This is a genomic window from Anaerolinea thermophila (genome assembly GCF_020723905.1).
In the GTDB taxonomy this organism is placed as follows: domain Bacteria; phylum Chloroflexota; class Anaerolineae; order Anaerolineales; family Anaerolineaceae; genus Anaerolinea; species Anaerolinea thermophila_A.
Genome location: NZ_DYHZ01000011.1, coordinates 27229 through 49090, shown reverse-complemented (window position 1 = coordinate 49090; position 21862 = coordinate 27229). Strand labels below are relative to the sequence as shown.

Sequence of the window (21862 nt, the reverse complement as noted above, 5' to 3'; positions counted from 1 at the left end):
CTGCCCGTGTCGCTTTCCCCGGTTTCTGCATTGATGTCGAACCTTACCCGGTGACGCTGGTGAATTATGATACGGCCATCCGTAATTCCTGTATGGGCACCGCCTCCGGTAGCGATACGGTCAACTTCGCCGGTAAGGGCACGCCCTCTAATCCGCAACCCGGGGATATGCGCAATATTACCTTTACCATTTCGCTTGTCCCCTATGACGGGAACGCATATGTGTGGTTACCCAAGATTCCGCCGCTAAAATTGCCCATGGCAAACCCCAACGGAAGTATGCCTTATATTTTCCGCTGGCAACAGGCTTCACACCCGGATGCCGGTGCAAATGAGTACGCCAGCAGGTGCTTTTGATCTGCGCGCCTTCTCACTTGTAATTCTGCCAGAATCTCGTAGAATGGAAGCAATCCGAGTTGTTTGGGTTCAGGAGGAAAACGGGATGGATGCGCGCAACCTGCTGATTCTGGTTTTGATTACCGGCATGACCATGATGGCTCTGCTGGCGCTGGAGTTTTTGCGCCGCCGCGCCCTGCGCTGGGAGGCGCATCTCTTCCTGGGGTTGCTGGCAATTTTCCTTCCGGTTGCCGGACCGTTTCTGGCACTCCTTCTTGCGCCGGGATGTTTTCTCTCCTCCCGGCAGGTTTCCATGCGGAGGTAATTTTTTATGCGTCAGGATCGTTTCCTCACCGCCATTCTGGCGGGAATTGGCATTTTAATGCTGCTCTCCCTGTCTCTGTACTTCCTTCGGCGTGTGGATTTAACCTACGGCGCGGAGGATACTCCTTCGGGGGTACTGCGCAACTACATCATTGCCCTGCAGAAACGCGATGTTGAGCGCGCCTATACCTATCTGGCGAATCAGGACAACAAGCCCACCCTCGCCGCGTTCCGCGCTCCTCTGGAGAGTTACCTGTACCGCGAATTGAGCACCACGGCTGTGCGCATTGTGGAAGAATCCCTGCAGGGCGATGAAGCCACGGTGACCGTACAACTGGTGCGGGGACAGAATCAGCCCTTCAACACGCCTTTCCGTGAGACGCAAACCGCCACGCTGGTGCGGCAGGGTGGGGCGTGGAAGATTTCGTCCGCCCCTTATCCTTACTGGGCGTATGAGTGGTATGCGCCCGAGCCGGTCAAGCCCGTCACGCCCTGAGAGGGGGACGCCATGCGTACCGTTCGCCGTTTATACTTCTACACGCTGGCGCTGGTAGGGGCGCACGCCCTCATCTGGGGGAGTGTCAGCCTGTTGCGCACTTTGCTGGAAGGCGGATGGCTGGGCGAAGCCGCCCTCACCGCCACGGGCATTGCCATGACGCTGGTGGGCTTGCCCGTCTTCCTGCTCCACTGGCTGACCCTGCAGCGCGATGCCCGCCGTGACCCCGAGGAACGCTACAGCCGCATCCGCGCGGTATTCCTGTATGTTTTCCTGTTCTGGACGCTTCTGCCGATTCTCTACGCCCTGCTGGCGCTGCTCAACCGCTGGACGGCGCAGTTCATGGGACTTTCGCCGCAGGGGGTGTGGTTTGGGGCTTCCCAGTCGGATGTGGACAATCTGGTGGCGCTGGTCATCAACGGGGTTGCCTTTGTCTTCTTTGCCCGCCTGCTGTTTGCCGAAATGCGAGAGGCGCCTGCCGAAAGTTTTCTGCCCGATGCGCGGCGCTTCTACCGGTATCTGTGGATGGTGCTGGGGCTGATCATCACCGTGCTGGCAGTGCAGGGACTGGTGCGCTACCTGCTCTCCCTGCTGGAAGGGGATGCGCTGATCGGGGGCTATCTGCTGGCGAACAGTGTGGCGCTGGCGCTGGTGGGAGCGCCGATCTGGCTGTACTTCCTCTGGCAGATTGACGGCACGCTGGATGACCCGCGCGAGCGCGATTCCATCCTGCGGCTGGTCATGCTCTACCTCATCACCTTTGCGGGGGTGACCGGCACACTGGTGGCGGGAAGCCGGGTGCTCTCTGCCCTGCTGGCGTGGATGCTGGGGCATCCTCAGACGCTGGCGGGCTTCATGGCAGACGAGGGCAGCGCTCTGGCTCTGCTCGTGCCGCTGGCGGTGATGTGGGCGTACTACGGCAACCGCCTCAATACCGAGATGACCCGCATCCCGCTCCAACCGCTGCGCGAGGGCTTGCAGCGCTTCTACCGCTCCTTGCTCTCTGCGCTGGGGCTGGCGGTGACCCTGCTGGGGCTGGTCAGCCTCATCACTGACCTGTTCTCGCGCCTGTTACAGGGCGATCTCCTGCTGACGGGCGCCGACCGTCTGGCGTCCAGTCTGGCAGGGCTGATCATCGGCTTGCCGCTGTGGCTCACTCCGTGGAACGATCTGCAGGGCGAAGCCTTCCTGCTGGATGAGCGCGGTGACCGCGCCCGCCGTTCGGTCATCCGCCGCACCTACCTGTACGTGTTCATCTTCGCGCTAGTGGTGCTGATCATGCTGGCGGGCGGAAATCTGATTTACAACCTCATCACCCACCTGCTGGGTCAACCCGTGGACGATCTGGCGCTTCTGGCGCTCATGCGGGTGGGCATGCTGGGGGTGTTCGCTGCTCTGCTGGCGTATCATCTTGCCGTTCTGCGCGCCGATAGCCGCGCCGCATCGCAGGCGCTGGGCAAGATGCACGCGGGCTTCCTCACCCTCTTCATCGTGGATGGGGAAACCGTGCTGGCAGAACAGGTGATTGCCGCCCTTCATCAGCAGGCGCCGCGTTTGCCGGTGGTGGTGCATTCTCTGGCTAACGGCGTGCCTTCGGATGAGTACCTGCAGGCGCGTTTGCTGGTTCTGCCCGCCGGGCTGGCGCTGGAACCGCCGCCTGCCCTGCGCCTGTGGATGGAAGGCTACCGCGGAAAGCGCCTGCTGTTGCCCACCCTGCCCTCAGGTTGGACATGGGGGGCGTCTCTGCCGGGTGACCTGCGGGAGCGTGTCCGTCAGGTGGTCAATGCCATCCTCTCGCTGGCAGAGGGCGAAGAAGCCCCGCGCGCGGGCGTCTCTGTCAGTCCATGGGCGGTGGCGGGCTACGTGCTGGGTGGGTTGTTTGCCGCGCAGATGCTGGTTGTGCTCATCACCCTGTTTGTGAGCAGTCTGTACGGCGATTAGATTGAACCGGAGCACAGCCATGCCCCAACATCTGGCTCATCTGGCTTTGCTGGTGCGCGACTACGACGAAGCCATCGCCTTCTTTACGGAGAAGATGGGCTTTGTTCTGGTGGAGGATACCCCCTTGACCCCCGAAAAGCGCTGGGTGCGGGTGTGTCCGCCCGGCGGGCAGACCTGCCTGTTGCTGGCGCGCGCCGCCACCCCCGAACAGCAAGCCTTCATCGGCAAACAGGGGGGCGGACGGGTGTTCCTCTTCCTGCACACCGATGACTTCTGGCGCGATTACCGCGCCATGCAGGCGCGCGGGGTGCATTTTGTGGAGGAGCCGCGTCATGAGCCGTATGGTACGGTTGCCGTCTTTGAAGACCTGTACGGCAACCGCTGGGATTTGATTCAACCTGCTGAAGAGGGGAATTCATCGGAATGAAGCAGAAAATCCATCTGGATACCGACATCGGCGGCGACATCGATGACCTGTGCGCGCTGGCGTATTGCCTCAGGCATCCCGACGCCGAGTTGATCGGCGTGACCACCGTGGCGGAACACGGTGGCAGGCGGGCGGGATATGTGCGGCATGTCCTGCATCTGGCAGGCAGGGAAGACATCCCCGTGGCGGCGGGGGTGGAAGCGGGCTGGCAGGGCTTCCGCTTTGAACAGCCTCTGCCCAATGAACAGGACTACTGGCGCCGAGCGATTTCCCCCTCTCCCACGCCTCTGGAACAAGCGCTTGACCTGCTGGAAGCCAGCATCCGTCAGGGGGCGCAGATTGTTGCCATTGGCGCCTACACCCATCTGGCAATGCTGGAAGAGCGCCAGCCGGGCATTCTGGCAACCGCACGCCTCACATTGATGGGCGGATTCGTGTTTCCCCCGCGGGCGGGCTTCCCGGCGTGGGACTTTACCGCCGACTGGAACGCACAGGTGGATTCGGTATCGGCGCGGGTGGTGTTCGAGCGGGCAAATCCCACCCTTGTCCCGCTGGCGGTGACGGCGGAGACAGCCCTGCGTTTTACGCACCTGCCCGCGCTGGAACGGGCGGGCGCGCTGGGAGAGTGTCTTGCCCATCAGGCGCGCGTGTTTGCCCACGCCGAGCAACTGGCAGAGCGCTACCAGCCCGACTGTCCCGCTTTGCCCGCCGATTTCATCAACTTCCAGCACGATCCGTTGGCGTGCGCCGCCGCGCTGGGCTGGTCGGGACTGACCTTTGCCGACCTGCGCCTGCGGGTGGAGATGGAGCAGGGCTGGGTGCGGCTGCACGAAGACCCGCACGGGAAGGTCTTTCGCGTGGCGGTAGGCGTGGATGGCGAGGCTTTCGCGGCGCACTGGCTGGAAACGGTGTGTAGATGAAGGCGCCACAGTCCTGTATAATTCAGGTACAATAAAAGTACATTTTTTACCCCGCCCAAAAGGGCAAGGAGGATCTTCCCCATGCTGGTAAAAGAACGCATGTCTCACCCCGTCCTGACCATCACCCCGGATGTGCCGGTGCAGGAAGCGCTGGCGCGCATGCGCAACGACAAGGTGCGCCGCTATCCGGTGGTGGATAAACGCGGCAAACTCATCGGCATCGTCACCGACAGCGATTTAATGAACGCCTCGCCCTCGGAAGCCACAACGCTGAGCGTTTGGGAAATCAATTACCTGCTCTCGCGCATCACCGTGGAGCGGGTGATGACCCGAAACCCCATTACCGTCAGCGAGGACACCACTGTGGAAGAAGCCGCGCGCATCATGGCAGACAACAAAATCGGCGGTCTGCCCGTCCTGCGCGACAACCGTCTGGTGGGCATCATCACCGAAACCGATTTGTTCAAAATCTTCCTCGAGATGCTCGGAGCGCGCACGGCTGGCGTGCGGGTGACCGTCGAAGTGCCCGATACCCCCGGCAAACTGCACGAAATCACCGGCGCCATTTATCAGTTGGGCGGCAACATTCAGGGCATGGGCGCGGTGCTGGGCGAAACCAGCGAGACCCGCACCCTCACCCTCAAGGTGACCGGTGTTTCGCTGGATGCGTTGAAGTCGGCGCTTGAACCGCTGGTGGAGAAGGTGATCGACATCCGCGAGGAAAAAGGCACGGTCTAGAAGGGTTTACGGAGCAACCTTTGCCGCAGGGAGAATTTCTCCCTGCGGCTTTTTTCGTTTACAGGGCAACGATGAAGCGGCGCAGTTCGTACCCTTCGATGGTCTCGTTGCGTCCCAGCGAGGGTTCGCGCTCGATGTGCACGCCGGGCAGGGCGAGGAAGCGGCTGAGGAACACCTCGGATTCGGTCAGCGCCAGATGTTCGCCGGCACAGCGGTGCGCGCCGAAGCCAAAACTCATCCCCGAGATGGACACCCCCCGTTCGGTCTCGCGTTCGGGGTTATACGCCAGCGGCTCGGCGCCCAGAGCGCGGGCATCGCGGTTGATTTCCATGATGTGCAGGTCAATCAGCGCACCGGCGGGGATGACCACCGTCTGCCCCTCGCTGAGGATTTCCAGATCCTGCTCGGCGCGGCGGTAGAGGTGCCCGACCACCGGCTCGAGGCGCAAAATCTCTTCCAGCATGGCGCGGCGGCGTTCGGAATCGCCCTGCAGGAAGGCTTCTTTCAAATCCGGGTGACGCAGGAAGTGATAGGCGGCGACACACAGGAATTCCTGCGTGGTGACCATGCCCGCCGCGCCGTAGGTGATGCACTCCACGAGGATTTCGCGGTCACGTCTGCCCTGCGCGATGAGGTGGGAGATGAGGTCTTCGCGGGGTTGCGCGCGGCGAACGCGGATGGCAGGGCGCACATCGCGCAGGTAAAAGGAAAGCACCAGCCATTGCACGTTCAGGTAGGCGGGCAGATGGCGCAGGTCCAGCCCGATGTCCAGATTGGCGTGCAGAATGCGGTCGAGGCGGCGGGTCATGCCGGGCAGAGGGCTTTCGGTCAGCCCGACGACTTCGGCAACCACGCTGGTTGCCATCATCCCTGCCATCTGGTTGAGATCGCCGCGGCGTTTCTGCTGAAATTCAGCCAGAATGGCGTCTGCGGTGCGCTCCATCAACGGGATGTAGCGCTGGCGCACGGTGGCGGGGGAGAAGAACTTTGCCGTCAACCGGCGCTGTTCGCGGTGGGGTTCGCCTTCCTGAAACAGGACGGGCTTTTCAATGCGGAACTGCGGGGGGATGCGCTCGAAGGTTTCGGCTTTAAAGCCCGCCTGCCGCACCGCGCCCTGCAAAACGGCGCGCGCCTCGGGGTAGCCGGTGATGTGCCACACGCCGTCCGAATCGCGGTACACCGGCAGGGTGCGGGCGGGGATGTACCAGCGGTTGGTGAGCGTTTCGAATGTATTCATAGATCCTCCAGAAAAGATACCGACCGGTTTGTTTTTTAAATCTTACAGGAGTTTCCCTGCCCTGTCCAGTGGATGTGCAGGGTTTGCGGCGGGCAGTGGAATTTCCGACGCTTTCGGGGTAAAATACCCTCAACGAATTTTTAAAGGCAGGTATGATGTATGGCTGTACGAACGATTGTCACAGTGCCCGATCCGGTACTGCGGCGTAAAGCGAAAAAGATCACCACATTCGACAAAGACTTACAGGTGCTGATTGACGACATGATCGAAACCATGCGCGCCGCCCCCGGCGTGGGTCTGGCGGCGCCGCAGGTGGGCATCTCGCAACGCCTGATTGTGGTGGAATACGGCGAGGGCGAAGAAGAGGACGAGAACGTCCCCAAGAAACTGTATGTGGTCATCAATCCCGAGATTGTGGAAGCCTCGCCGGAGATGGTGACGGGTGTGGAAGGCTGTCTCTCCATTCCCCGCCTGATCGGCGAAGTGGAGCGTCACGAGCGCGTGGTGGTGAAGGGCTTGAACCGCTACGGGAAGCCGGTCAAGTACAAACTTTCGGGCTGGGTGGCGCGCATCTTCCAGCACGAAATTGACCACCTCGACGGCGTGCTTTACACCGACCGTGCCACCACCGTGTGGGTGCCCAAGGAAGAAGAGGAAGTCGAAGATAACGTGTAGGCATGCGCCCATGCACCTGACCCATCTCTCGCTGACTCATTTTCGCCTGTTTGCCCGCCTGGATATGGATTTCCCCAGGCGGACATTATTGCTGGTGGGCGAGAATGCGCAGGGCAAAACCAGTTTGCTGGAAGCCATTTACTATCTGGCGACTTTCACCTCGCTCCATGCCTCGGCAGACCGGCAAATCGTCTCGTTTGCGGCGGCGCGCGAACCGCTGGCGGTGGCGCGGATTGTGGGCGATTTTGAGCGCGAAGGGCGCGCTCATCGTCTGGAAGTGCGCCTGATTCTGGAAGCCAACGGCGGCTTTCCCCCCTCGCGCTTCCGCAAAGAGATTTTGCTCGACGGAGTGAAGCGCACCGCGCAGGAAGCCACCGGCACCCTTATGGCGGTGATGTTCCTGCCCGATATGACCCGCATCCTCGACGGTGCCCCCGAAGAGCGCCGCCGCTATCTCAACCTTGCGCTGGCGCAAGCCGTGCCGGGCTACGCTCAGGCGCTCACCGATTACGCCCGCGCGCTGGAACAGCGCAACGCCCTGCTTAAACTGCTTCAGGAACGCAACGGCGACCCCGCTCAATTATCCTACTGGGATACCCTGCTGGCGGAGAAGGGCGCTTTCATTCTGCATGCCCGCATCGCGGCGATTGCCGAACTGGAGCGCCTTGCCGCGCGCATCCACAACCGCCTGACTGGCGGGATGGAAGTCCTGCAGTTTGTCTATCAGCCTGCTTATGACCCCCTGCCGCGCCCCGAAGGGCAATATGCCCTGCCCATCCTCACCCCCATGGATCGTAGCGGCTTCAGCCTTGCCGACCTGCGCGAGGGCTTCCTGCGGCGCCTTGCCGACCTGCGCTCTGAGGAAATTGCCCGCGGCGTCACCACCATCGGTCCCCATCGGGATGAACTGCGCTTCCTCTCCAACAACGTGGATCTGGGCGATTTCGGTTCGCGCGGGCAACTGCGCACTGCCCTGCTCTCGCTGAAGATGGCGGAAGCCCGCTGGATGAAAGAGCGCACTGGCGAGTTCCCCATCCTTCTGCTGGATGAGATTCTGGCAGAACTGGACGACCGCCGCCGCGCCGACCTCCTGAGTACGCTGGACGATTTTGAACAATCGGTGCTCACCACCACCGATTTAAAACTGTTTGCCCCTTCGTTCCTCTCCCGCTGTACCCTCTGGCATGTCTCGCAGGGGGTGGTGCAGGCAGAGCAACCTTCTACCTCTCCCTGATGGTTTGAGTCGATTGTGCTAGAATCAATCCATCACTTTCTGAGGGAATGCCCTTTGAGAGGGCTTTTTTCTTTTTATGGACTTTACCGACCCGTTTCTGGAGAGCAATTCGCTCTCGGCTGTGTTTTATAACCCGCGCGTGGGAGTTGCCATTCTCAACCCCGACCTGCGCTTTCTGTTCGTTAACGACCGCTTTGCCCACTTAATGGGGCTTTCTCCTTCGGAAATGCTTGAGCGTTCTGAGGGGGAGATGACCGTGGCAGGCGATTTGGAGAACTCGCTGGCGTTATTCCGTCAGTTGTTCAGCGGCGAAATCCTGCACTTTTCCCTGCTCAAACGCTACCAGTCCCAGGGCGGCAGAGTCTTTGTGGTGGAAGTCACTGCCACCCCGCTGAAAGACGGTGCGGGGAAGATCAGCGGCGCGTTGATGGTGATCGTACCGCTTTCGGCGCGCGATCTCCCATCTACCTCTCTTCACCCGGAGGACTGGTACCGCTCCGTGCTGAACGGCTCGCCCGATACCATCGCCATCACCGATTTGAACGGCGTGATCCTGTTTGCTTCGTCGGTTGCGGTAAAGATGTTTGGCTACCCCGACCCGCACTACGCGCTGGGCAAGTCTCTGCTGACCTTCATCGTGCCCGAAGACCGCGAGCGCGCACTGCAGGGGGTGCAAACCATTCTGGCAGGGGGAAACCCCGCCATGCAGGAATACCGTGGGGTGCGTGTGGATGGCTCCCTGTTTTTCTTTGAGGTGCATGGCAGTGTCTTAAGAGATGAACAGGGCGCCCCTCAGCAGATGATGTTTGTGCTGCGTGATGTGACTCAGCGTCGCCGTGCGGAAAACGACCGTCAGCAGCGCATCCGTGAACTGGAAGCCATCAACGCCACCATGGTGGATATGACCACCGAACTGGATTTGCAGCGTCTGCTGGAAGCCATTGTGGAGCGCGTCACGCGTTTGCTGGGGGCATTGGAAGGGGAGGTGGCGCTGTACGATCCCGCCAATCGCTCTTTGCGGGTGGTTGCGGCGTTTCCCAACGAGCACCGCCAGTACGGGGTCATTCCGCTGGGGCAGGGCATCATCGGAAAAGCCGCTCAGTCGAAAAAGACACTGCTGATCGAGGATGTTTCGCTCTGGGATGCCTCATCCAGCCCGGAACCTGCTCCGCGCACTCGGATTGCCGTTCCTCTGCTCCACAAGCACGAACTGCTGGGTGTGGTGATGGTGGGCGCCAACCCGCACGAACGTCGCTTTACCACCGACGATTTGCGCCTGATCGAGATGTTTGCCCAATCGGCGGCAATTGCCATTCAAAACGCCACCCTCTTCAGCGAAATTCAGCGTCTGGCGCGTCTGGATGCGCTCACGGGGGCGCTCAACCGCCGCAGTTTCTACGATGTGGCTCAGCGGGAAATGCTCCGCGCCGAACGCTACCGAAGTCCGCTCAGCCTGATCATGCTGGATGTGGATCACTTCAAGGGCGTCAACGACCGATTCGGTCATCTGGCAGGAGATGACGCGCTCAAAGCCGTGGTGCAGGCGTGCATGGCTCAGGTGCGTCAGGCGGACTGGGTGGGGCGGTTTGGCGGCGAGGAATTTGTGGTTTTGCTTCCCGAAACCAATCTGGAAGGGGCGCTGGCAACTGCCCAGCGGCTGTGTCGTTCGGTGGAAAGCCTGCGTTTTCCCGACAGGGATGAAGCCATGTCCATCACCATCAGCGTGGGGGTGGCGGAGCGCACCCCGAACATGACCCGCGTGGAACATCTGCTCAATGCCGCCGATGAAGCCCTCTACCGCGCCAAGAGCAAGGGGCGCAACTGCGTTTCGGTGTGAGCACAACACAACTGAAACGTTTCTTTCCCGCCGTTTGAGCGTATAATAAAAGAAGTCAAGCCCTTTTGCGGCTGTTCTTTTCCCCTTTTTTTCTCTTTTCCCCAGTGGAGTTTCCATGTCCAGTTTTGAAGATTTATTTTCAGGGGTGAATTTTAAGAACACCGTCACCCGCTACTGTCAGCAGATTGGCTGGAAGGTTGCCGAGGTGGATGATCGGCACGCCATGCTGAAGTTCACCATGGACTCGGGGCGTGAGCAGGTGCTGTGGATTTTGCGCTATGATAAGACGCTGGAGTTTTCCGTGCCCAGCATGGCGCAGTTCGACCGCGAAGAGGACATCCCGCACTTTCTGTCCACGGTGCTGATGCGGCGCAGTTCTCAGAAGAAAATCGGTTTCTGGTGCATTGAAGAAATCGGCGGGCGCTACATTTATTCCTGCATGCACAATGCCGAAATCCAGTTGATGGACATCCCCTACTTCCGCGACGTGGTGGTGTCGCTCATCTCGGAGTGCGACGAGTTCGAGGGCATTCTGCTGGACATGCTTAAACGCCAGTAAACCCCATTCGGATACTCCTCTGGGAGGTTTCAGGAGGATGGTATGAATGTCAAGCGTGATTCTGTACCCGGCGGCGGGTTTTACCTGCTCTGGCTGGTGAGTGGACTTGCCAGCATTTTGCTGGGATGGATCGTCAGTTGGGGGCTGCTTTTGCTGGCGCAGGCGGTGATCGGTGATTATATTTATGTCAACGGGGTGCGCCACATCACCGAGGATTATCTCTTCTCATGGATCTTCTTCCCGCTGATCGGACTGCTTCAGGGCGCAATGCAGGCGCTGATCCTCCGCGAGGTGCGACCCCGAACGGGCATGTGGGTGCTGGTCACTCCTGTGGGATGGATTGTGGCTTTCATCTTCCTGCGGGGGGTGGCGGAGGTGTTCTTCCCGCAAGGAGGCATCCCCGCCGATACCCTGCTTTCTCGCATGCTGATCTTCTCCACGTTGGGGTTGTGCATTGGAGTGGCACAGTGGCTGGTGCTGCGGCGCTGGGTGGATCGCTCCTGGGTGTGGATCCTCTTCAGCATGGTGGGGTGGGCGCTGTTGCCCATTTTCACCGGGCGGAGTTTTACCAGCGTGCTGGAACTGCTGCTGATCGCGTTGCCGCCCGGCGTTGTTTCCCTGCTGGCGTTGTGGTTGTTGTTCGACCGCTGGCAGGCTATACCCCAAGCCTCAACCCCGTGATGGGGGATTGCTCCGGCGCTCCCGAAGGGGCGGGCATCCCCACCGGGAATGGAAAAGAATGAATCAACCCCTCGCCGACTCGGCGAGGGGTTAAGGTTTTGGGAGAAGGCGTTGCCCGCTGAGGGCTGCGCCGCAGGAGTCGATTGCTCTTATACCGGCGCCAGCGTGCCGAACCAGATCAGCCATGCCAGCACGGTCTTGGCAACCAGGCTGAGGACGATGTACACGCGCTCGCCGAAGAGGTAATCGCGCCACCTGCCCACTTTTTTGTACTGCAACACCATGTTGACGGCAAAGATGTTGAACATGACGAACAGCGTGGGGACGATGGCATAGACGAATGCCGGGGGTTTGGCATCGCCCGAGTTGACCGCGCCGACAAAGTACAGGAAGATGACGATCCACGGCACAATGCCCGCCAGACTGCCGTAGATGAACGCCGTCCAGTCGGTTTTGGCGGTGTACTGATTGTGCTCTTCCATCAGGATGCCGAACAGGTTCATCATGGCATTGATGCCGAACATGACGATCAGCGTGCCCAGATCCCAGATGCCCACCAGCATGCCGATCAGCACCACCATCAGCGAGGAACTGAGCGCATACTCGTAGAAGCGGATGGGGTTTTTACCCTTCTTGAGGTTTTCCACGTAGCGGTTGTAGCCAAAAGTAGAGAGGTAGAAGTGCGCTACCGCCGAAATCAGCAGGAAGAGCGCCACGGCGGGACCAAAGGGCAGTTCGTAGAGCAACTGCGGGTTGGGTTTGAGCGAAAAGGTGGTCTGATCAAAGGTGAGGTAGTTGGTGAAGATGGGGTAGGTGCGGTCGTTGCTGACCACCCACATGAAGATGCCCTGAATGAGGTGCAGAAAGCCCATGATCAGGTTGAAGCGGCGCAGTCCGGCAAAGGTGACGGGTTTAACCGCCGTTGCAGTGGATGAGGTTTCCATAAAAATAGTCGTTTCCTTCCCTGTTTGTTGAATGATTCCATACAGAAGAATGCGTATGGTTAGATGAATTATCCAGCAAACCCGAAAGGATGTAAAAGATTTGTATAAGGTTTGTGCTTGTCTTGTGGAAGGCAGGCGGGTTTTGTGAAGAGCGTGGTCTGGCAGGGATTTATCCCGTCTGGGGGGATTCCCCCTGTGCGGCGGCAATCTTCAGGTGGGTCAATCCCAGCGCCACCATCCAGCCGGTGGAGAGGATGAAGTACCCCGAGAGGAACACCGCTTCCATCAGATACCCCGCGCCGGGCAGGAAGAGTACCGCCAGCGCCAGTTTTCCCAGCATTGCCCAGAAACTGATGCGCAGGGCGTGGTCTGCTTTGCCCTGCGAGAGCAGGAGCAGGCGGCTCCAGAAAAAGGTGTTGGCAACCCCGTAGCCCACCAGCAGAATCATCAGCACGGGCATGGCGGGCAGGTACTCGGCTTTGTACAGTTGAAAGGTGCGCCCGAACAGGGGAATGGGACTGAACAGCACGGCTTCGCCAAACAGTCCCAGCCCCACCCCGGCAAGCACGCTCCAGCCCCCGGCGATCATGCTGACGCGGCGCAGGAGATTTTTCAGGCGCGTCCACTCCCGCCCCGCCCAGGCGCGGGTGATTTCCGGGTAGGTGGTGCCGATGAAGGGATTGATGGGCATGATCAGCAGGTTGATCACCTGCAGGGCAATTTTGTAGTACCCGGCAATCTGCGGACCAAAGAAGAAGCCCACCAGCGGAACCTCGCTGTCGCGGGCAATCAGGTTGATCGTTCCGCTGAAGTTGGTGCTGATGCCAAAGCGCAGAAGTTCCTTCCACGGCGGCAGAAGGGCAAAGGACGCCCGCCACCATCCCGCGCCCAGCACCCGCTTTGCCCAGTACAGCGCCACCGCCACCGGACCCAGCCCCAGGATGACTTTGCCGAGCAGGTACGCCCACAGCACCTCCATCAATCCGCCGCCGGTCAGCGCGGCATGGACGATGATGCCCGCCACCAGCACGCTCTGCGCCAGATTGATGAGCGCTTGACTGCGGAAATGCCCCGTCACCTGCAGGACGCCGGTAGAAGTCTCGTTAACCACATTGGCGAGGATGGAGCCGCCATAGAGGAGGAAAAGCGGCGTGAGGCTGGCATCTTTGGCAAAGTAGCGCGCCCCGATGGGCGCCAGCAGGACCAGCGCGAGGAAGGCAAACACCGAGGCTGCCCCCTCGACCAGCGCGGCGGCTTTGACCACGGCAGAGGCGCGGGCTTTGTCGTGCTGTGCCAGCGCCTCGCCCATGTAGCGCACCACCACATCGTTCATGCGGAAGGAAAACAGGCGGTTGATGTCGGTGACAAAGCCGGTGAGGATGCCCAGCGTGCCGAATACGCTGGCGCCCAGCAGGTTGGCGGTGACGATGCCCAGCACCGCGGCAATGACGTTGCTGATGAACAGATACGCCGAGTTGCGCACCACCCGCCGGAGCAGGCGATCTTCGGTAAAGGCGCGCGCCCGCTCCCACAGGCGGGCGATCAATCGGTGAGAATGTCCTTCGCCCACGAACGCTCCGCCATGTACCAGTCCACCAGACGGCGCATACCCTCATCCAGCCCCACCTGCGGCTCCCAGCCCAGCAGGGCGCGGGCTTTGCTCACATCGGCTTGATTGGCAAGCATATCGGCGCGGTGTGCCGGGTGATGCACCACTTGCGCCTTTCGCCCGATGTACTGCTCCAGTCGGGCAATCATCTGGTTGATGGTGATGACCTCATGCCCGCCCAGATTGATGATCTCGTACCCCAGCGGCTTCAAGCCCAGAATGGTGCCGCGGGCGATGTCGTCCACGTAGGTAAAGCCGCGCGACTGCTCGCCATCGCCGTTGAGATGCACGGGGCGCCCTTCGGCAATCCACTGGGTGAAGCGGAACATGACCATGTCGGGGCGTCCTGCCGGTCCGTACACGGTGAAATAGCGGAAGATGGTCACGTCCAGCCCGTACAGGAAGTGGTAGGCGTGACACATGGCTTCGGCGCCTTTCTTGCTGGCGGAATAGGGCTGGAGCGGACGGTCGCTGGGGGCGTCTTCGGGGGTGGGCAGGGGGGCGTTTTCGCCGTAAATGCTGGATGTGGATGCCAGGATGAATTTGCTCACCCCATGACGGCGCGCCGCTTCCAGCAGATTGAGCGTGCCGGTGACGTTGGTCTCCACGAACACCCACGGGTCTTCCACCGAAGCGCGCACCCCCGCCCGCGCCGCCAGATTGATGATGCCGTCCAGCGGCGCACAGGCGCCCACCAGCGCATCCACGCCGCGGCGGTCGCTGATGTCCATGCCGTGGAAGGTAAAGTTCTCGTGGGGGAGCAGACGGTTGAGCCGGTAGTGCTTCAGGCGCACATCGTAGGCGGTGCAGAGATTGTCCACCCCAATCACCTCATCGCCCTGTTCCAGCAGCATTTCGCACACGCGGGCGGCGATGAACCCCGCCGCGCCGGTGACCAGATAGCGTGCCATTACAACCTCACCACCCTGGGATGGTTCTTGCCCGCCGCGCCCAGCGCGTTGCGCGTGTCCACGATCAACTGCGCCGCTTCCAGAATGGCGGGGTAGTCGTACACCTTGTGGTTGGTGACGATGACCACCGCATCCGCCCAGCGCACCGCCTCCATCAGGTCAGGCTCGGAGTGCATCTCCCAGCCGTCGTGGTGGAAGTGGGGAATGTAGGGGTCGTGGTAGCGCACCTCGGCGCCCTTTTGCTGGAGCAGGTGGATGACATCCAGCGCCGGGCTTTCGCGCATGTCGTCAATATCGGGTTTGTACGCCACCCCCAGAATGAGGATGCGACTGCCTTTGACCGGCTTGCCGCGGTCGTTGAGGGCATCCTGCACCTTGCCCACGGCAAAGCGCGGCATGTTGGTGTTGATTTCCGACGCCAGTTCGATGAAGCGCGCGTTGTAATTGAGCGCCTTCATCTTCCACGAGAGGTACAGCGGGTCAATGGGGATGCAGTGTCCGCCCAGACCGGGTCCGGGGGTGAACTTCATGAAGCCAAAGGGCTTGGTGGCGGCGGCGTCGATGACTTCCCACACATCCACGCCCAGCCGGTCGCACATGATGGCAAGTTCGTTGACCAGCCCGATGTTGATCATGCGGAAGGTGTTTTCCAGCAGTTTTGCCAGTTCGGCAACCTCGGTGGAGGAGACGCGCACCACCGTATCCAGCGCCTGTGCGTACCATGCCGCGGCAACGTCGGAGCAGTTTTCGGTGATGCCCCCTACCACCTTGGGGGTGTTCTTGGTGGTCCAGTCCTTGCGTCCGGGGTCCACCCGTTCCGGAGAGAAGGCGATGAAGATGTCCTCGCCCGCTTTCAGGTGAGAGGCGCCTGTCAGGCGCGGCAGGACCATCTCCCGGGTAGTGCCGGGGTAGGTGGACGATTCCAGCACTACCACCATGCCGGGGTGCACGTAGGGCGCCAGCCCCTCGGTGGCGGAGACGATGTACGACAGGTCGGGGTCGCCGGTCTTGCGCAGGGGGGTGGGCACGCAGATGCTCACCGCGTCGGCATCGCGGCAGACGGAAAAGTCGGTGGTGGCGTCCAGTTTCCCTGCCTGAACCAGCGCGGCGACTGTCTCGGAGGGCACATCCAGCACGTAACTTTCGCCGCGGCGGATTTTCTCCACCTTTTCGGCGATGGGGTCCACGCCGATCACCTGAAAGCCGGCTTCGGCAAAGACGGTTGCCAGGGGCAGTCCCACATAGCCCAGCCCCAGCACGGCGACCCGGGCTGTGCGGTTGCGGAATTTCTCCATCAATTGCTCTTTAATGCTCATGGAAAAGGAAATCCCCCTTCTAGAATAATGAGAGTTGGGTGGGTTGATCTTTCGCCGGGGAGTCCCCGGTTGTTTCTTCTTTTTCTTCCAAAACGGGCTTTTCTGCCGCCTGCCCGCGCTGTCGGGCGGTCTGCACATACTCGCTCAGGCGGGCAAAATCGCGCTCCACGCTGGCTTTGAGCGAAGGCTGGTGCAGGGCGGCGGCAGGGTGGTACATGGGCACAATCAGCCGACCGTTGCGCCAGAAAGATTGCCCGTGCACTTCGCTGATCTTCACCCCCGGCAGAAATTTCGCCATGGAGAAGCGTCCCAGGGTGACGATGACTCTGGGGTTGATGGCTTCAATCTGCCGGTCGAGGTAGTCGCTGCAGGCTTCCAGTTCTTCGGGCTGTGGGTCGCGGTTGCCCGGCGGACGGCATTTGACCACGTTGGTGATGAAGACATCCTTGCGGGCGATGCCGCATGTTTCCAGCAATTCGTCCAGAAATTTGCCCGCCGCGCCTACAAAAGGACGTCCCTGCTCGTTTTCGTAAAAGCCGGGTCCTTCGCCAATCATCATGATCTCTGCCTGTGCGGGACCTTCGCCGGGGACGGCTTTCTTGCGCGAGTAGTGCAGGGGACAGCGCTTGCACTCGCTGACCTGCCGGGCAATGGTACTCAGGATTTGATCGGGTTGCACCTCTCACCTCCGGTTGAATTTTGCTCTGAGGGATCCGCCAGGTGTTGCAGGGTCGTTTCATCCAGCGGGTTCAGGGTCATCAGCAAAGCATCTTCCTGATTGTCCTGATAATACTTCGGGCGGACGCCTTCCACCCGAAAGCCAAAGGATTCGTACAGTTTTTGCGCGGCGGTGTTGCTGCGGCGCACTTCCAGAAACGCCATACGCGCGCCCCGTTCAAATGCCTCCCGCAGACCTTTGTCCAGCAGGAGGCGGGCAATGCCCATCCGCCGGTAGTCGGGATGCACGGCAATGGTGGCAATGTGGACTTCATCGAGGATGATCCAGTTGACCATCATGCCGACGATACGGCGCGAGCCATCGGTGAAGTGCGCTTCGGCAACCCACGGCGAGGAGGCGGTGTTTTCGGTCACTTCAAAGCGGTAACTGCGCTCGGACCACGGCAGACTGAACGAGAGCACGTCAATGGCATGCACCTCGGGGATGTCCTCCACCTGCATCGGACGAACGCAAATCTCCGCCGGAATCACGACGGAATGACCTCCCCCACATGAAGGTAAATGGGCGCCAGGCTGACAGGGTCATCTACCCTGCCCGCCTGAAAGCGCTCCCAGGCAAGTTCTGCCAGAAACGAAGGGCGGCGGGTGGAGAGCGCCGGTGAAGCCAGCAGGAGATTGCCGCGTTTGCGCTGAAGCAGTTCGCGTTCTTCGGGGGTCAGTTCGCCTGCCACCAGGGTGGGTTCCTGAATCTGCTCCGCCAGTGCCGCCGCAGTGATGATTTGCGGCTCACCCTGCGCCTTCCAGCGCCCCTTCACGGCGCGGTACCACACCAGTGCCAGCCTGCCGCGCCCGGCTTGCAGAACCGCGGCAAGGGGAAATTCCTGCACCGGCAGGGCTTCGGCGAGGAAGTCCAGGGTGGGAATGCCGATGACAGGTTTACGCAGGGTAAGCGCCATGCCCTTGACCAGCGCCAGCCCAATGCGCAGGCTGGTGAACGAGCCCGGTCCCAGTGCGGCGGCAAAGCAGTCAATCTGCTCCATGCGTGCCCCCGATTGTTCCAGCAGGCGCTGGATGGCGGGGGCGGTCTCCACGGTGTGATGTCCGCGGGTCATCCAGGTCATCTCGCCCAGCACGCGCGCGCCGTCGTAGAGCGCCAGCCCGGTCCACTGGGTTGAAGTATCCACTGCCAGCAACAGGCTCATACCCTGACCACCTTCTGGCGAAATTCGTTCAGCAGGCTGTCGTAGCGCCCGCCGCGGCTCTGAAAGAGCAGATGCCGCTGTTCCTCTTCCACGTAGCGCAGTGAAATCCACAGACACTCAGCCGGAAGGACGGCTTGGATGTGCTCGGGCCACTCGATCACCAGCGCGCCGCATTCCAGCATGCGCTCAAAGTCCAGTTCTTCCGCCTCTTCCACGTGAGTCAGGCGGTAGGCGTCCAGATGAAACAGGCAGGCGCCGTCGGCACGGCGGTATTCGTTGACGAGGATGAAGGTGGGGCTGGAGACGGGGTCGAGTGAGCCCCATCCCTGCGCCATGCCCTGCACCAGCGTGGTTTTGCCACTGCCCAGGTCGCCCGAAAGGCAAACCAGGTCGCCCACATTTAAAAGCCTCCCCAGACGCCCGCCCAGACGGCGGGTCTGCTCGGCGCTCCGGCTGAAGAATTCAAAGGTGTGCGCGTCCAGAATCGGCATGGTCAAATTATAGCACGGGGAGCGGGGAATCTTGGTCGGACAATCTGTTCGTTCGTGAAGAGAAGCGGGGTTTGCGGGGACCGGGGAAACAAAAAAGGGCGCGCACGGCGCCCCAACTGGCGGAGAGGGTGGGATTCGAACCCACGGTGGCCCAAAGGACCACAACGGTTTTCGAGACCGCCCCGATCGGCCGCTCCGGCACCTCTCCGTTTGAGCACCCCCATTATACCAAAATTGAGGGGAGAAGAGGAAAACTGGCGGGAGTTTGGGGGCAATTTCTTTGCAAAGCGGGAACAGGACCCTCCCGCTCTTTGCAAGTGCGAGACAGCGCAACCTGTAGTCCCCTTCTCCTGTTTGCGGTTATAATGAAAACACAATCCCAGATGGAGGTGTGCATGTCATCCCCTCGAACCGTTCGTGCCCCACGCGGGACGCAGTTATCCTGTAAATCCTGGCTGACTGAAGCCGCTTACCGCATGATTCAAAACAACCTTGACCCCGAGGTTGCTGAAAAACCCGAAGATCTCATCGTTTACGGGGGACGGGGACAGGCCGCCCGCTCATGGGAAGCCTTTGACGCCATCCTTGAGAGCCTGCGCAACCTGGAAAACGACGAGACCCTGCTGGTGCAGTCGGGCAAGCCGGTTGCCATCTTCAAAACACACCCTGATGCTCCGCGGGTGCTGATTGCCAACAGCAATCTGGTGCCGCACTGGGCAACTCAGGAACACTTCGATCAACTGGCGGCAAAGGGACTGATCATGTACGGGCAGATGACCGCCGGTTCGTGGATTTACATCGGCACGCAGGGCATCCTGCAGGGTACGTATGAGACCCTCGGCTCGCTGGCACGCCAGCGCGGCTGGGGCAGTCTGCGTGGCAGATTCGTCCTCACCGCCGGACTGGGCGGCATGGGTGGCGCTCAGCCGCTTGCCATCACCATGAACGAGGGCGTGGGCTTGATTGTCGAGGTGGACCCCGCCCGCGCCAGACGCCGTCAGGAAATTGGTTATGTGGACGTGGTGGTGGATACCCTCGAGGAAGCCATGACGCTGGTGGAAGAAGCCAAAGCCCGCCACCAGCCCCGCTCCATCGGGCTGATTGGCAACGCCGCCGAAGTGTACCCCGAACTGGTCATCCGCGGGGTGGTGCCCGATGTGGTTACCGATCAGACCCCCGCACATGATGTGCTTTCCTACATCCCCGCAGGTTTGAGCGTGGAAGAAGCCGCCGATCTGCGCCGTCGGGACCCGCAGGAATACGAACGCCGTTCGCTGCAGTCCATGGCGCGGCACGTGCAAGCCATGCTGGAATTCCAGAAGCGCGGTAGTGAGGTGTTCGACTACGGCAACAACCTGCGTCAGCGCGCCTACGATCAGGGCGTCAGAGACGCCTTTGCCTTCCCCGGCTTTGTCCCTGCCTACATCCGCCCGCTCTTCTGCGAAGGCAAGGGCCCCTTCCGCTGGGTAGCCCTCTCCGGAGACCCCGAGGACATCTACCGCACCGATGAAGCCGTCATGGAACTCTTCCCTGAGGATGAACATCTGCACCGCTGGCTGAAGATGGCGCGCGAGAAAGTGCCTTTCCAGGGTTTACCGGCGCGCATCTGCTGGCTGGGATACGGCGAGCGCGCCCTTGCCGGGTTGAAGTTTAACGAGATGGTGGCAAAGGGCATTCTCAAAGCGCCCATCGTCATCGGGCGCGATCATCTGGATGCGGGCAGTGTGGCATCGCCCAACCGCGAGACCGAAGGCATGCGCGACGGCAGTGACGCCATCAGCGACTGGCCCATCCTCAACGCTCTCATCAATGCCGTGGGTGGGGCAACGTGGGTCTCCTTCCATCACGGCGGGGGTGTGGGCATTGGCTACAGTCAACATGCCGGCATGGTCATTGTCGCCGACGGCACTCCCGAAGCCGCCAGACGGCTGGAGCGCGTCCTCACCACCGACCCGGGAATGGGGGTGGTGCGCCACGCCGATGCCGGTTACCCCGAAGCCATCGCCGCCGCCAGACGGCACGGCATTAAAATCCCCATGCTGAAGTGATGCCCATGCGCACGGTCCGCTTTCTCTTCTTCCTGTTGAGTATCGCCGCCGGAATCGGGCTGGGGCTGGTGTATGGCTGGCTTATCAAGACGCCCGACCCCGGTCAACTCACCCCGCAGGTCCTGCGCGCCGATTTCAAAGCCGATTACGTACTCATGGTGGCGCAGGTGTATCAGCGCGACCAGAATCTGGCGCAGGCGGTACAGCGTCTCTCGCGGCTTGATCCGGCATCTCCTGCCCGCACCGTTGCCCAGGCGCTGCTCACCGCCCGCGATTTGCAGTACGACCCCGCCGACCTGCAGGTGATGAGCGATCTGTCGCGCGCCCTGCAGTCGCTGGAGACCCCTGCCGCAACGGGAGAACCTGCGCCATGAACGACAACGAATCCCGCGGCAACCTTTACCTGTTTACCGGTTTGATTCTGGGACTGGCGGTGGGACTGCTCATTTCGCTGGTGATCAGTCCGGTGGAGTTTGTGGACATTGATCCCTCTGCCATGGGCGAAGCCTACCGCAATGAGTACCGCCTGCTGATTGCACAGGCGTTCCAGAGCGATGGCAATCTTCAGCGGGCGCGGGAACGGCTGGCGCTTCTGCGTGAGGCAGACCCCGCCCGTTCGCTGGCAATGCAAGCCCAGCAACTGGTGGGCGAAGGTGCCTCTCCTGCCGATGCCCGCGCGCTGGCTCTGCTGGCGGCGGCGTTGACCAACCCGCAGGGCATCGCTTTCACCCCTCAGCCCTCGCCCACCCTTCCTCCGGGAGAGGAAGCCCAGACCACCCGGGAAGTGGGACAGGCGATCTTCACCCCCACGCCGCCACTGCCCACCCGCACCCCCGTGCCCACCTTCACCCCGCGTCCCACAGCAACGCCCATGCGTGCGCTGGATGCTCCCTTTGTGCTCGAGAGCCGTCAGGACGTATGCGATGGTTCTCTGCCTGCCGGACGGCTCGTCATCGAGGTCTTCGACCGCGACGGCAATCCCATGGCGGGTGTGCCGGTGCAGGTGGTGTGGGGACAAAACCAGACTTCACTGTTCTATACCGGTCTGGCGCCGGAAATCAGCCCCGGTTATGCCGATTTTCAGATGGAAGCGGGCGTGGTGTACACCTTACGGGTGGGTGCGGTCAGTGATACGCTCAATGACCTTTCCGTTCCTGCCTGTGGCGGTGGAGTGCGCGTCGTCTTCCGTGAAGGGCGCTAGAAAATCTTCTTTCCACACTCTGGACGACTCGGCAGGCTGATCCTGCGAGGCGCCCGGC

The 21862-nt window shown here is 61.2% G+C and carries 24 protein-coding genes and 1 tRNA gene; 15 read left to right on the top strand and 10 right to left on the bottom strand.

The annotated features are described in order from the left end of the window. The 7 genes from LHF31_RS14440 to LHF31_RS14410 all read left to right on the top strand — a co-directional run. The coding region (locus tag LHF31_RS14440) for a hypothetical protein (protein WP_303774469.1) at nucleotides 1–356 on the top strand (356 nt) is incomplete at its 5' end. A gap of 85 nt (nucleotides 357–441) precedes the next feature. After that, nucleotides 442–660: a hypothetical protein gene (locus tag LHF31_RS14435; RefSeq protein ID WP_303774468.1), complete on the top strand. Its 219-nt coding sequence runs from the start codon at nucleotides 442–444 to the stop codon at nucleotides 658–660. A 6-nt stretch (nucleotides 661–666) separates the two neighbouring features. Continuing rightward, nucleotides 667–1155: a hypothetical protein gene (locus tag LHF31_RS14430; protein ID WP_303774466.1), complete on the top strand. Its 489-nt coding sequence runs from the start codon at nucleotides 667–669 to the stop codon at nucleotides 1153–1155. A gap of 12 nt (nucleotides 1156–1167) precedes the next feature. Beyond that, on the top strand, nucleotides 1168–3096 hold the full coding sequence (locus LHF31_RS14425; RefSeq protein ID WP_303774464.1) for a DUF5671 domain-containing protein: 1929 nt from the start codon (nucleotides 1168–1170) through the stop codon (nucleotides 3094–3096). A gap of 19 nt (nucleotides 3097–3115) precedes the next feature. After that, nucleotides 3116–3523 (top strand): VOC family protein, encoded by a 408-nt coding sequence (locus LHF31_RS14420; protein WP_303774462.1) that lies wholly within the window; start codon nucleotides 3116–3118, stop codon nucleotides 3521–3523. Then, a complete protein-coding gene (locus LHF31_RS14415; protein ID WP_303774460.1) occupies nucleotides 3520–4443 on the top strand; it encodes a nucleoside hydrolase in 924 nt (307 codons plus the stop codon). Before LHF31_RS14420 ends, LHF31_RS14415 begins: the two co-directional genes overlap by 4 nt. A gap of 81 nt (nucleotides 4444–4524) precedes the next feature. Next, a complete protein-coding gene (locus tag LHF31_RS14410) occupies nucleotides 4525–5181 on the top strand; it encodes a CBS and ACT domain-containing protein (protein ID WP_303774458.1) in 657 nt (218 codons plus the stop codon). 58 nt (nucleotides 5182–5239) lie between these two features. Here the strand turns inward: LHF31_RS14410 and LHF31_RS14405 are convergent, their stop codons facing one another. After that, nucleotides 5240–6418: a cytochrome P450 gene (locus LHF31_RS14405; RefSeq protein WP_303774456.1), complete on the bottom strand. Its 1179-nt coding sequence runs from the start codon at nucleotides 6416–6418 to the stop codon at nucleotides 5240–5242. Nucleotides 6419–6577: 159 nt separating this feature from the next. On the opposite strand from LHF31_RS14405, the gene def reads away from it, so the two are divergent. From def to LHF31_RS14380, 5 genes are all read left to right on the top strand, one after another. After that, a complete protein-coding gene (gene def, locus LHF31_RS14400; protein ID WP_303774455.1) occupies nucleotides 6578–7093 on the top strand; it encodes a peptide deformylase in 516 nt (171 codons plus the stop codon). Between the two features lie 10 nt (nucleotides 7094–7103). Further along, nucleotides 7104–8327 (top strand): DNA replication/repair protein RecF, encoded by a 1224-nt coding sequence (locus LHF31_RS14395; protein ID WP_303774453.1) that lies wholly within the window; start codon nucleotides 7104–7106, stop codon nucleotides 8325–8327. 76 nt (nucleotides 8328–8403) lie between these two features. Next, the gene (locus LHF31_RS14390) at nucleotides 8404–10164 is read left to right on the top strand and encodes a sensor domain-containing diguanylate cyclase (RefSeq protein ID WP_303774451.1); all 1761 of its coding nucleotides are present in this window, start codon (nucleotides 8404–8406) and stop codon (nucleotides 10162–10164) included. Nucleotides 10165–10279: 115 nt separating this feature from the next. Beyond that, a complete protein-coding gene (locus LHF31_RS14385; protein WP_303774449.1) occupies nucleotides 10280–10723 on the top strand; it encodes a hypothetical protein in 444 nt (147 codons plus the stop codon). A 42-nt stretch (nucleotides 10724–10765) separates the two neighbouring features. Then, complete coding sequence (locus LHF31_RS14380; protein WP_298010552.1) at nucleotides 10766–11404, top strand: hypothetical protein; 639 nt, start codon at nucleotides 10766–10768, stop codon at nucleotides 11402–11404. A 149-nt stretch (nucleotides 11405–11553) separates the two neighbouring features. Here LHF31_RS14380 and heR read toward each other — a convergent pair whose 3' ends face one another. The 9 genes from heR to LHF31_RS14335 form a co-directional block, all read right to left on the bottom strand. Further along, nucleotides 11554–12348 (bottom strand): heliorhodopsin HeR, encoded by a 795-nt coding sequence (gene heR, locus LHF31_RS14375; protein ID WP_298010555.1) that lies wholly within the window; start codon nucleotides 12346–12348, stop codon nucleotides 11554–11556. Nucleotides 12349–12517: 169 nt separating this feature from the next. Beyond that, nucleotides 12518–13918: an oligosaccharide flippase family protein gene (locus tag LHF31_RS14370; RefSeq protein WP_298010558.1), complete on the bottom strand. Its 1401-nt coding sequence runs from the start codon at nucleotides 13916–13918 to the stop codon at nucleotides 12518–12520. Further along, entirely contained in the window at nucleotides 13891–14868 is a 978-nt protein-coding gene (locus LHF31_RS14365; RefSeq protein WP_303774446.1) for an SDR family NAD(P)-dependent oxidoreductase, read from the bottom strand. The genes LHF31_RS14370 and LHF31_RS14365 overlap by 28 nt, the downstream gene beginning before the upstream one ends. After that, nucleotides 14868–16184: a nucleotide sugar dehydrogenase gene (locus LHF31_RS14360; protein ID WP_298007909.1), complete on the bottom strand. Its 1317-nt coding sequence runs from the start codon at nucleotides 16182–16184 to the stop codon at nucleotides 14868–14870. Before LHF31_RS14360 ends, LHF31_RS14365 begins: the two co-directional genes overlap by 1 nt. A gap of 19 nt (nucleotides 16185–16203) precedes the next feature. Next, entirely contained in the window at nucleotides 16204–16863 is a 660-nt protein-coding gene (locus LHF31_RS14355) for a uracil-DNA glycosylase (protein ID WP_298007911.1), read from the bottom strand. Beyond that, the gene (rimI, locus tag LHF31_RS14350; RefSeq protein ID WP_298007913.1) at nucleotides 16842–17393 is read right to left on the bottom strand and encodes a ribosomal protein S18-alanine N-acetyltransferase; all 552 of its coding nucleotides are present in this window, start codon (nucleotides 17391–17393) and stop codon (nucleotides 16842–16844) included. Before rimI ends, LHF31_RS14355 begins: the two co-directional genes overlap by 22 nt. Continuing rightward, the gene (gene tsaB, locus LHF31_RS14345) at nucleotides 17390–18064 is read right to left on the bottom strand and encodes a tRNA (adenosine(37)-N6)-threonylcarbamoyltransferase complex dimerization subunit type 1 TsaB (protein ID WP_303774443.1); all 675 of its coding nucleotides are present in this window, start codon (nucleotides 18062–18064) and stop codon (nucleotides 17390–17392) included. Before tsaB ends, rimI begins: the two co-directional genes overlap by 4 nt. After that, a complete protein-coding gene (gene tsaE / locus LHF31_RS14340; RefSeq protein WP_298004423.1) occupies nucleotides 18061–18555 on the bottom strand; it encodes a tRNA (adenosine(37)-N6)-threonylcarbamoyltransferase complex ATPase subunit type 1 TsaE in 495 nt (164 codons plus the stop codon). Before tsaE ends, tsaB begins: the two co-directional genes overlap by 4 nt. A gap of 117 nt (nucleotides 18556–18672) precedes the next feature. Next, nucleotides 18673–18763, bottom strand: a tRNA-Ser gene (locus LHF31_RS14335). Between the two features lie 187 nt (nucleotides 18764–18950). On the opposite strand from LHF31_RS14335, the gene hutU reads away from it, so the two are divergent. The 3 genes from hutU to LHF31_RS14320 are packed head-to-tail and all read left to right on the top strand — an operon-like array spanning nucleotide 18951 to nucleotide 21804. Beyond that, nucleotides 18951–20603: a urocanate hydratase gene (hutU, locus tag LHF31_RS14330; protein ID WP_369685051.1), complete on the top strand. Its 1653-nt coding sequence runs from the start codon at nucleotides 18951–18953 to the stop codon at nucleotides 20601–20603. A gap of 5 nt (nucleotides 20604–20608) precedes the next feature. Then, the gene (locus LHF31_RS14325) at nucleotides 20609–20977 is read left to right on the top strand and encodes a hypothetical protein (protein ID WP_298007108.1); all 369 of its coding nucleotides are present in this window, start codon (nucleotides 20609–20611) and stop codon (nucleotides 20975–20977) included. Next, nucleotides 20974–21804 (top strand): hypothetical protein, encoded by an 831-nt coding sequence (locus LHF31_RS14320; protein WP_298007111.1) that lies wholly within the window; start codon nucleotides 20974–20976, stop codon nucleotides 21802–21804. The genes LHF31_RS14325 and LHF31_RS14320 overlap by 4 nt, the downstream gene beginning before the upstream one ends. The last annotated feature ends 58 nt before the right edge of the window (nucleotides 21805–21862 follow it).

Bases quoted from the DNA above. Each gene is read 5' to 3' on its own strand.
- LHF31_RS14435 (WP_303774468.1), top strand. From the start codon at position 442: ATGGATGCGCGCAACCTGCTGATTCTGGTTTTGATTACCGGCATGACC.
- LHF31_RS14430 (WP_303774466.1), top strand. From the start codon at position 667: ATGCGTCAGGATCGTTTCCTCACCGCCATTCTGGCGGGAATTGGCATT.
- LHF31_RS14425 (WP_303774464.1), top strand. From the start codon at position 1,168: ATGCGTACCGTTCGCCGTTTATACTTCTACACGCTGGCGCTGGTAGGG.
- LHF31_RS14420 (WP_303774462.1), top strand. From the start codon at position 3,116: ATGCCCCAACATCTGGCTCATCTGGCTTTGCTGGTGCGCGACTACGAC.
- LHF31_RS14415 (WP_303774460.1), top strand. From the start codon at position 3,520: ATGAAGCAGAAAATCCATCTGGATACCGACATCGGCGGCGACATCGAT.
- LHF31_RS14410 (WP_303774458.1), top strand. From the start codon at position 4,525: ATGCTGGTAAAAGAACGCATGTCTCACCCCGTCCTGACCATCACCCCG.
- LHF31_RS14405 (WP_303774456.1), bottom strand. From the start codon at position 6,418: ATGAATACATTCGAAACGCTCACCAACCGCTGGTACATCCCCGCCCGC.
- def (WP_303774455.1), top strand. From the start codon at position 6,578: ATGGCTGTACGAACGATTGTCACAGTGCCCGATCCGGTACTGCGGCGT.
- LHF31_RS14395 (WP_303774453.1), top strand. From the start codon at position 7,104: ATGCACCTGACCCATCTCTCGCTGACTCATTTTCGCCTGTTTGCCCGC.
- LHF31_RS14390 (WP_303774451.1), top strand. From the start codon at position 8,404: ATGGACTTTACCGACCCGTTTCTGGAGAGCAATTCGCTCTCGGCTGTG.
- LHF31_RS14385 (WP_303774449.1), top strand. From the start codon at position 10,280: ATGTCCAGTTTTGAAGATTTATTTTCAGGGGTGAATTTTAAGAACACC.
- LHF31_RS14380 (WP_298010552.1), top strand. From the start codon at position 10,766: ATGAATGTCAAGCGTGATTCTGTACCCGGCGGCGGGTTTTACCTGCTC.
- heR (WP_298010555.1), bottom strand. From the start codon at position 12,348: ATGGAAACCTCATCCACTGCAACGGCGGTTAAACCCGTCACCTTTGCC.
- LHF31_RS14365 (WP_303774446.1), bottom strand. From the start codon at position 14,868: ATGGCACGCTATCTGGTCACCGGCGCGGCGGGGTTCATCGCCGCCCGC.
- LHF31_RS14360 (WP_298007909.1), bottom strand. From the start codon at position 16,184: ATGAGCATTAAAGAGCAATTGATGGAGAAATTCCGCAACCGCACAGCC.
- tsaB (WP_303774443.1), bottom strand. From the start codon at position 18,064: ATGAGCCTGTTGCTGGCAGTGGATACTTCAACCCAGTGGACCGGGCTG.
- tsaE (WP_298004423.1), bottom strand. From the start codon at position 18,555: ATGCCGATTCTGGACGCGCACACCTTTGAATTCTTCAGCCGGAGCGCC.
- hutU (WP_369685051.1), top strand. From the start codon at position 18,951: ATGTCATCCCCTCGAACCGTTCGTGCCCCACGCGGGACGCAGTTATCC.
- LHF31_RS14325 (WP_298007108.1), top strand. From the start codon at position 20,609: ATGCGCACGGTCCGCTTTCTCTTCTTCCTGTTGAGTATCGCCGCCGGA.
- LHF31_RS14320 (WP_298007111.1), top strand. From the start codon at position 20,974: ATGAACGACAACGAATCCCGCGGCAACCTTTACCTGTTTACCGGTTTG.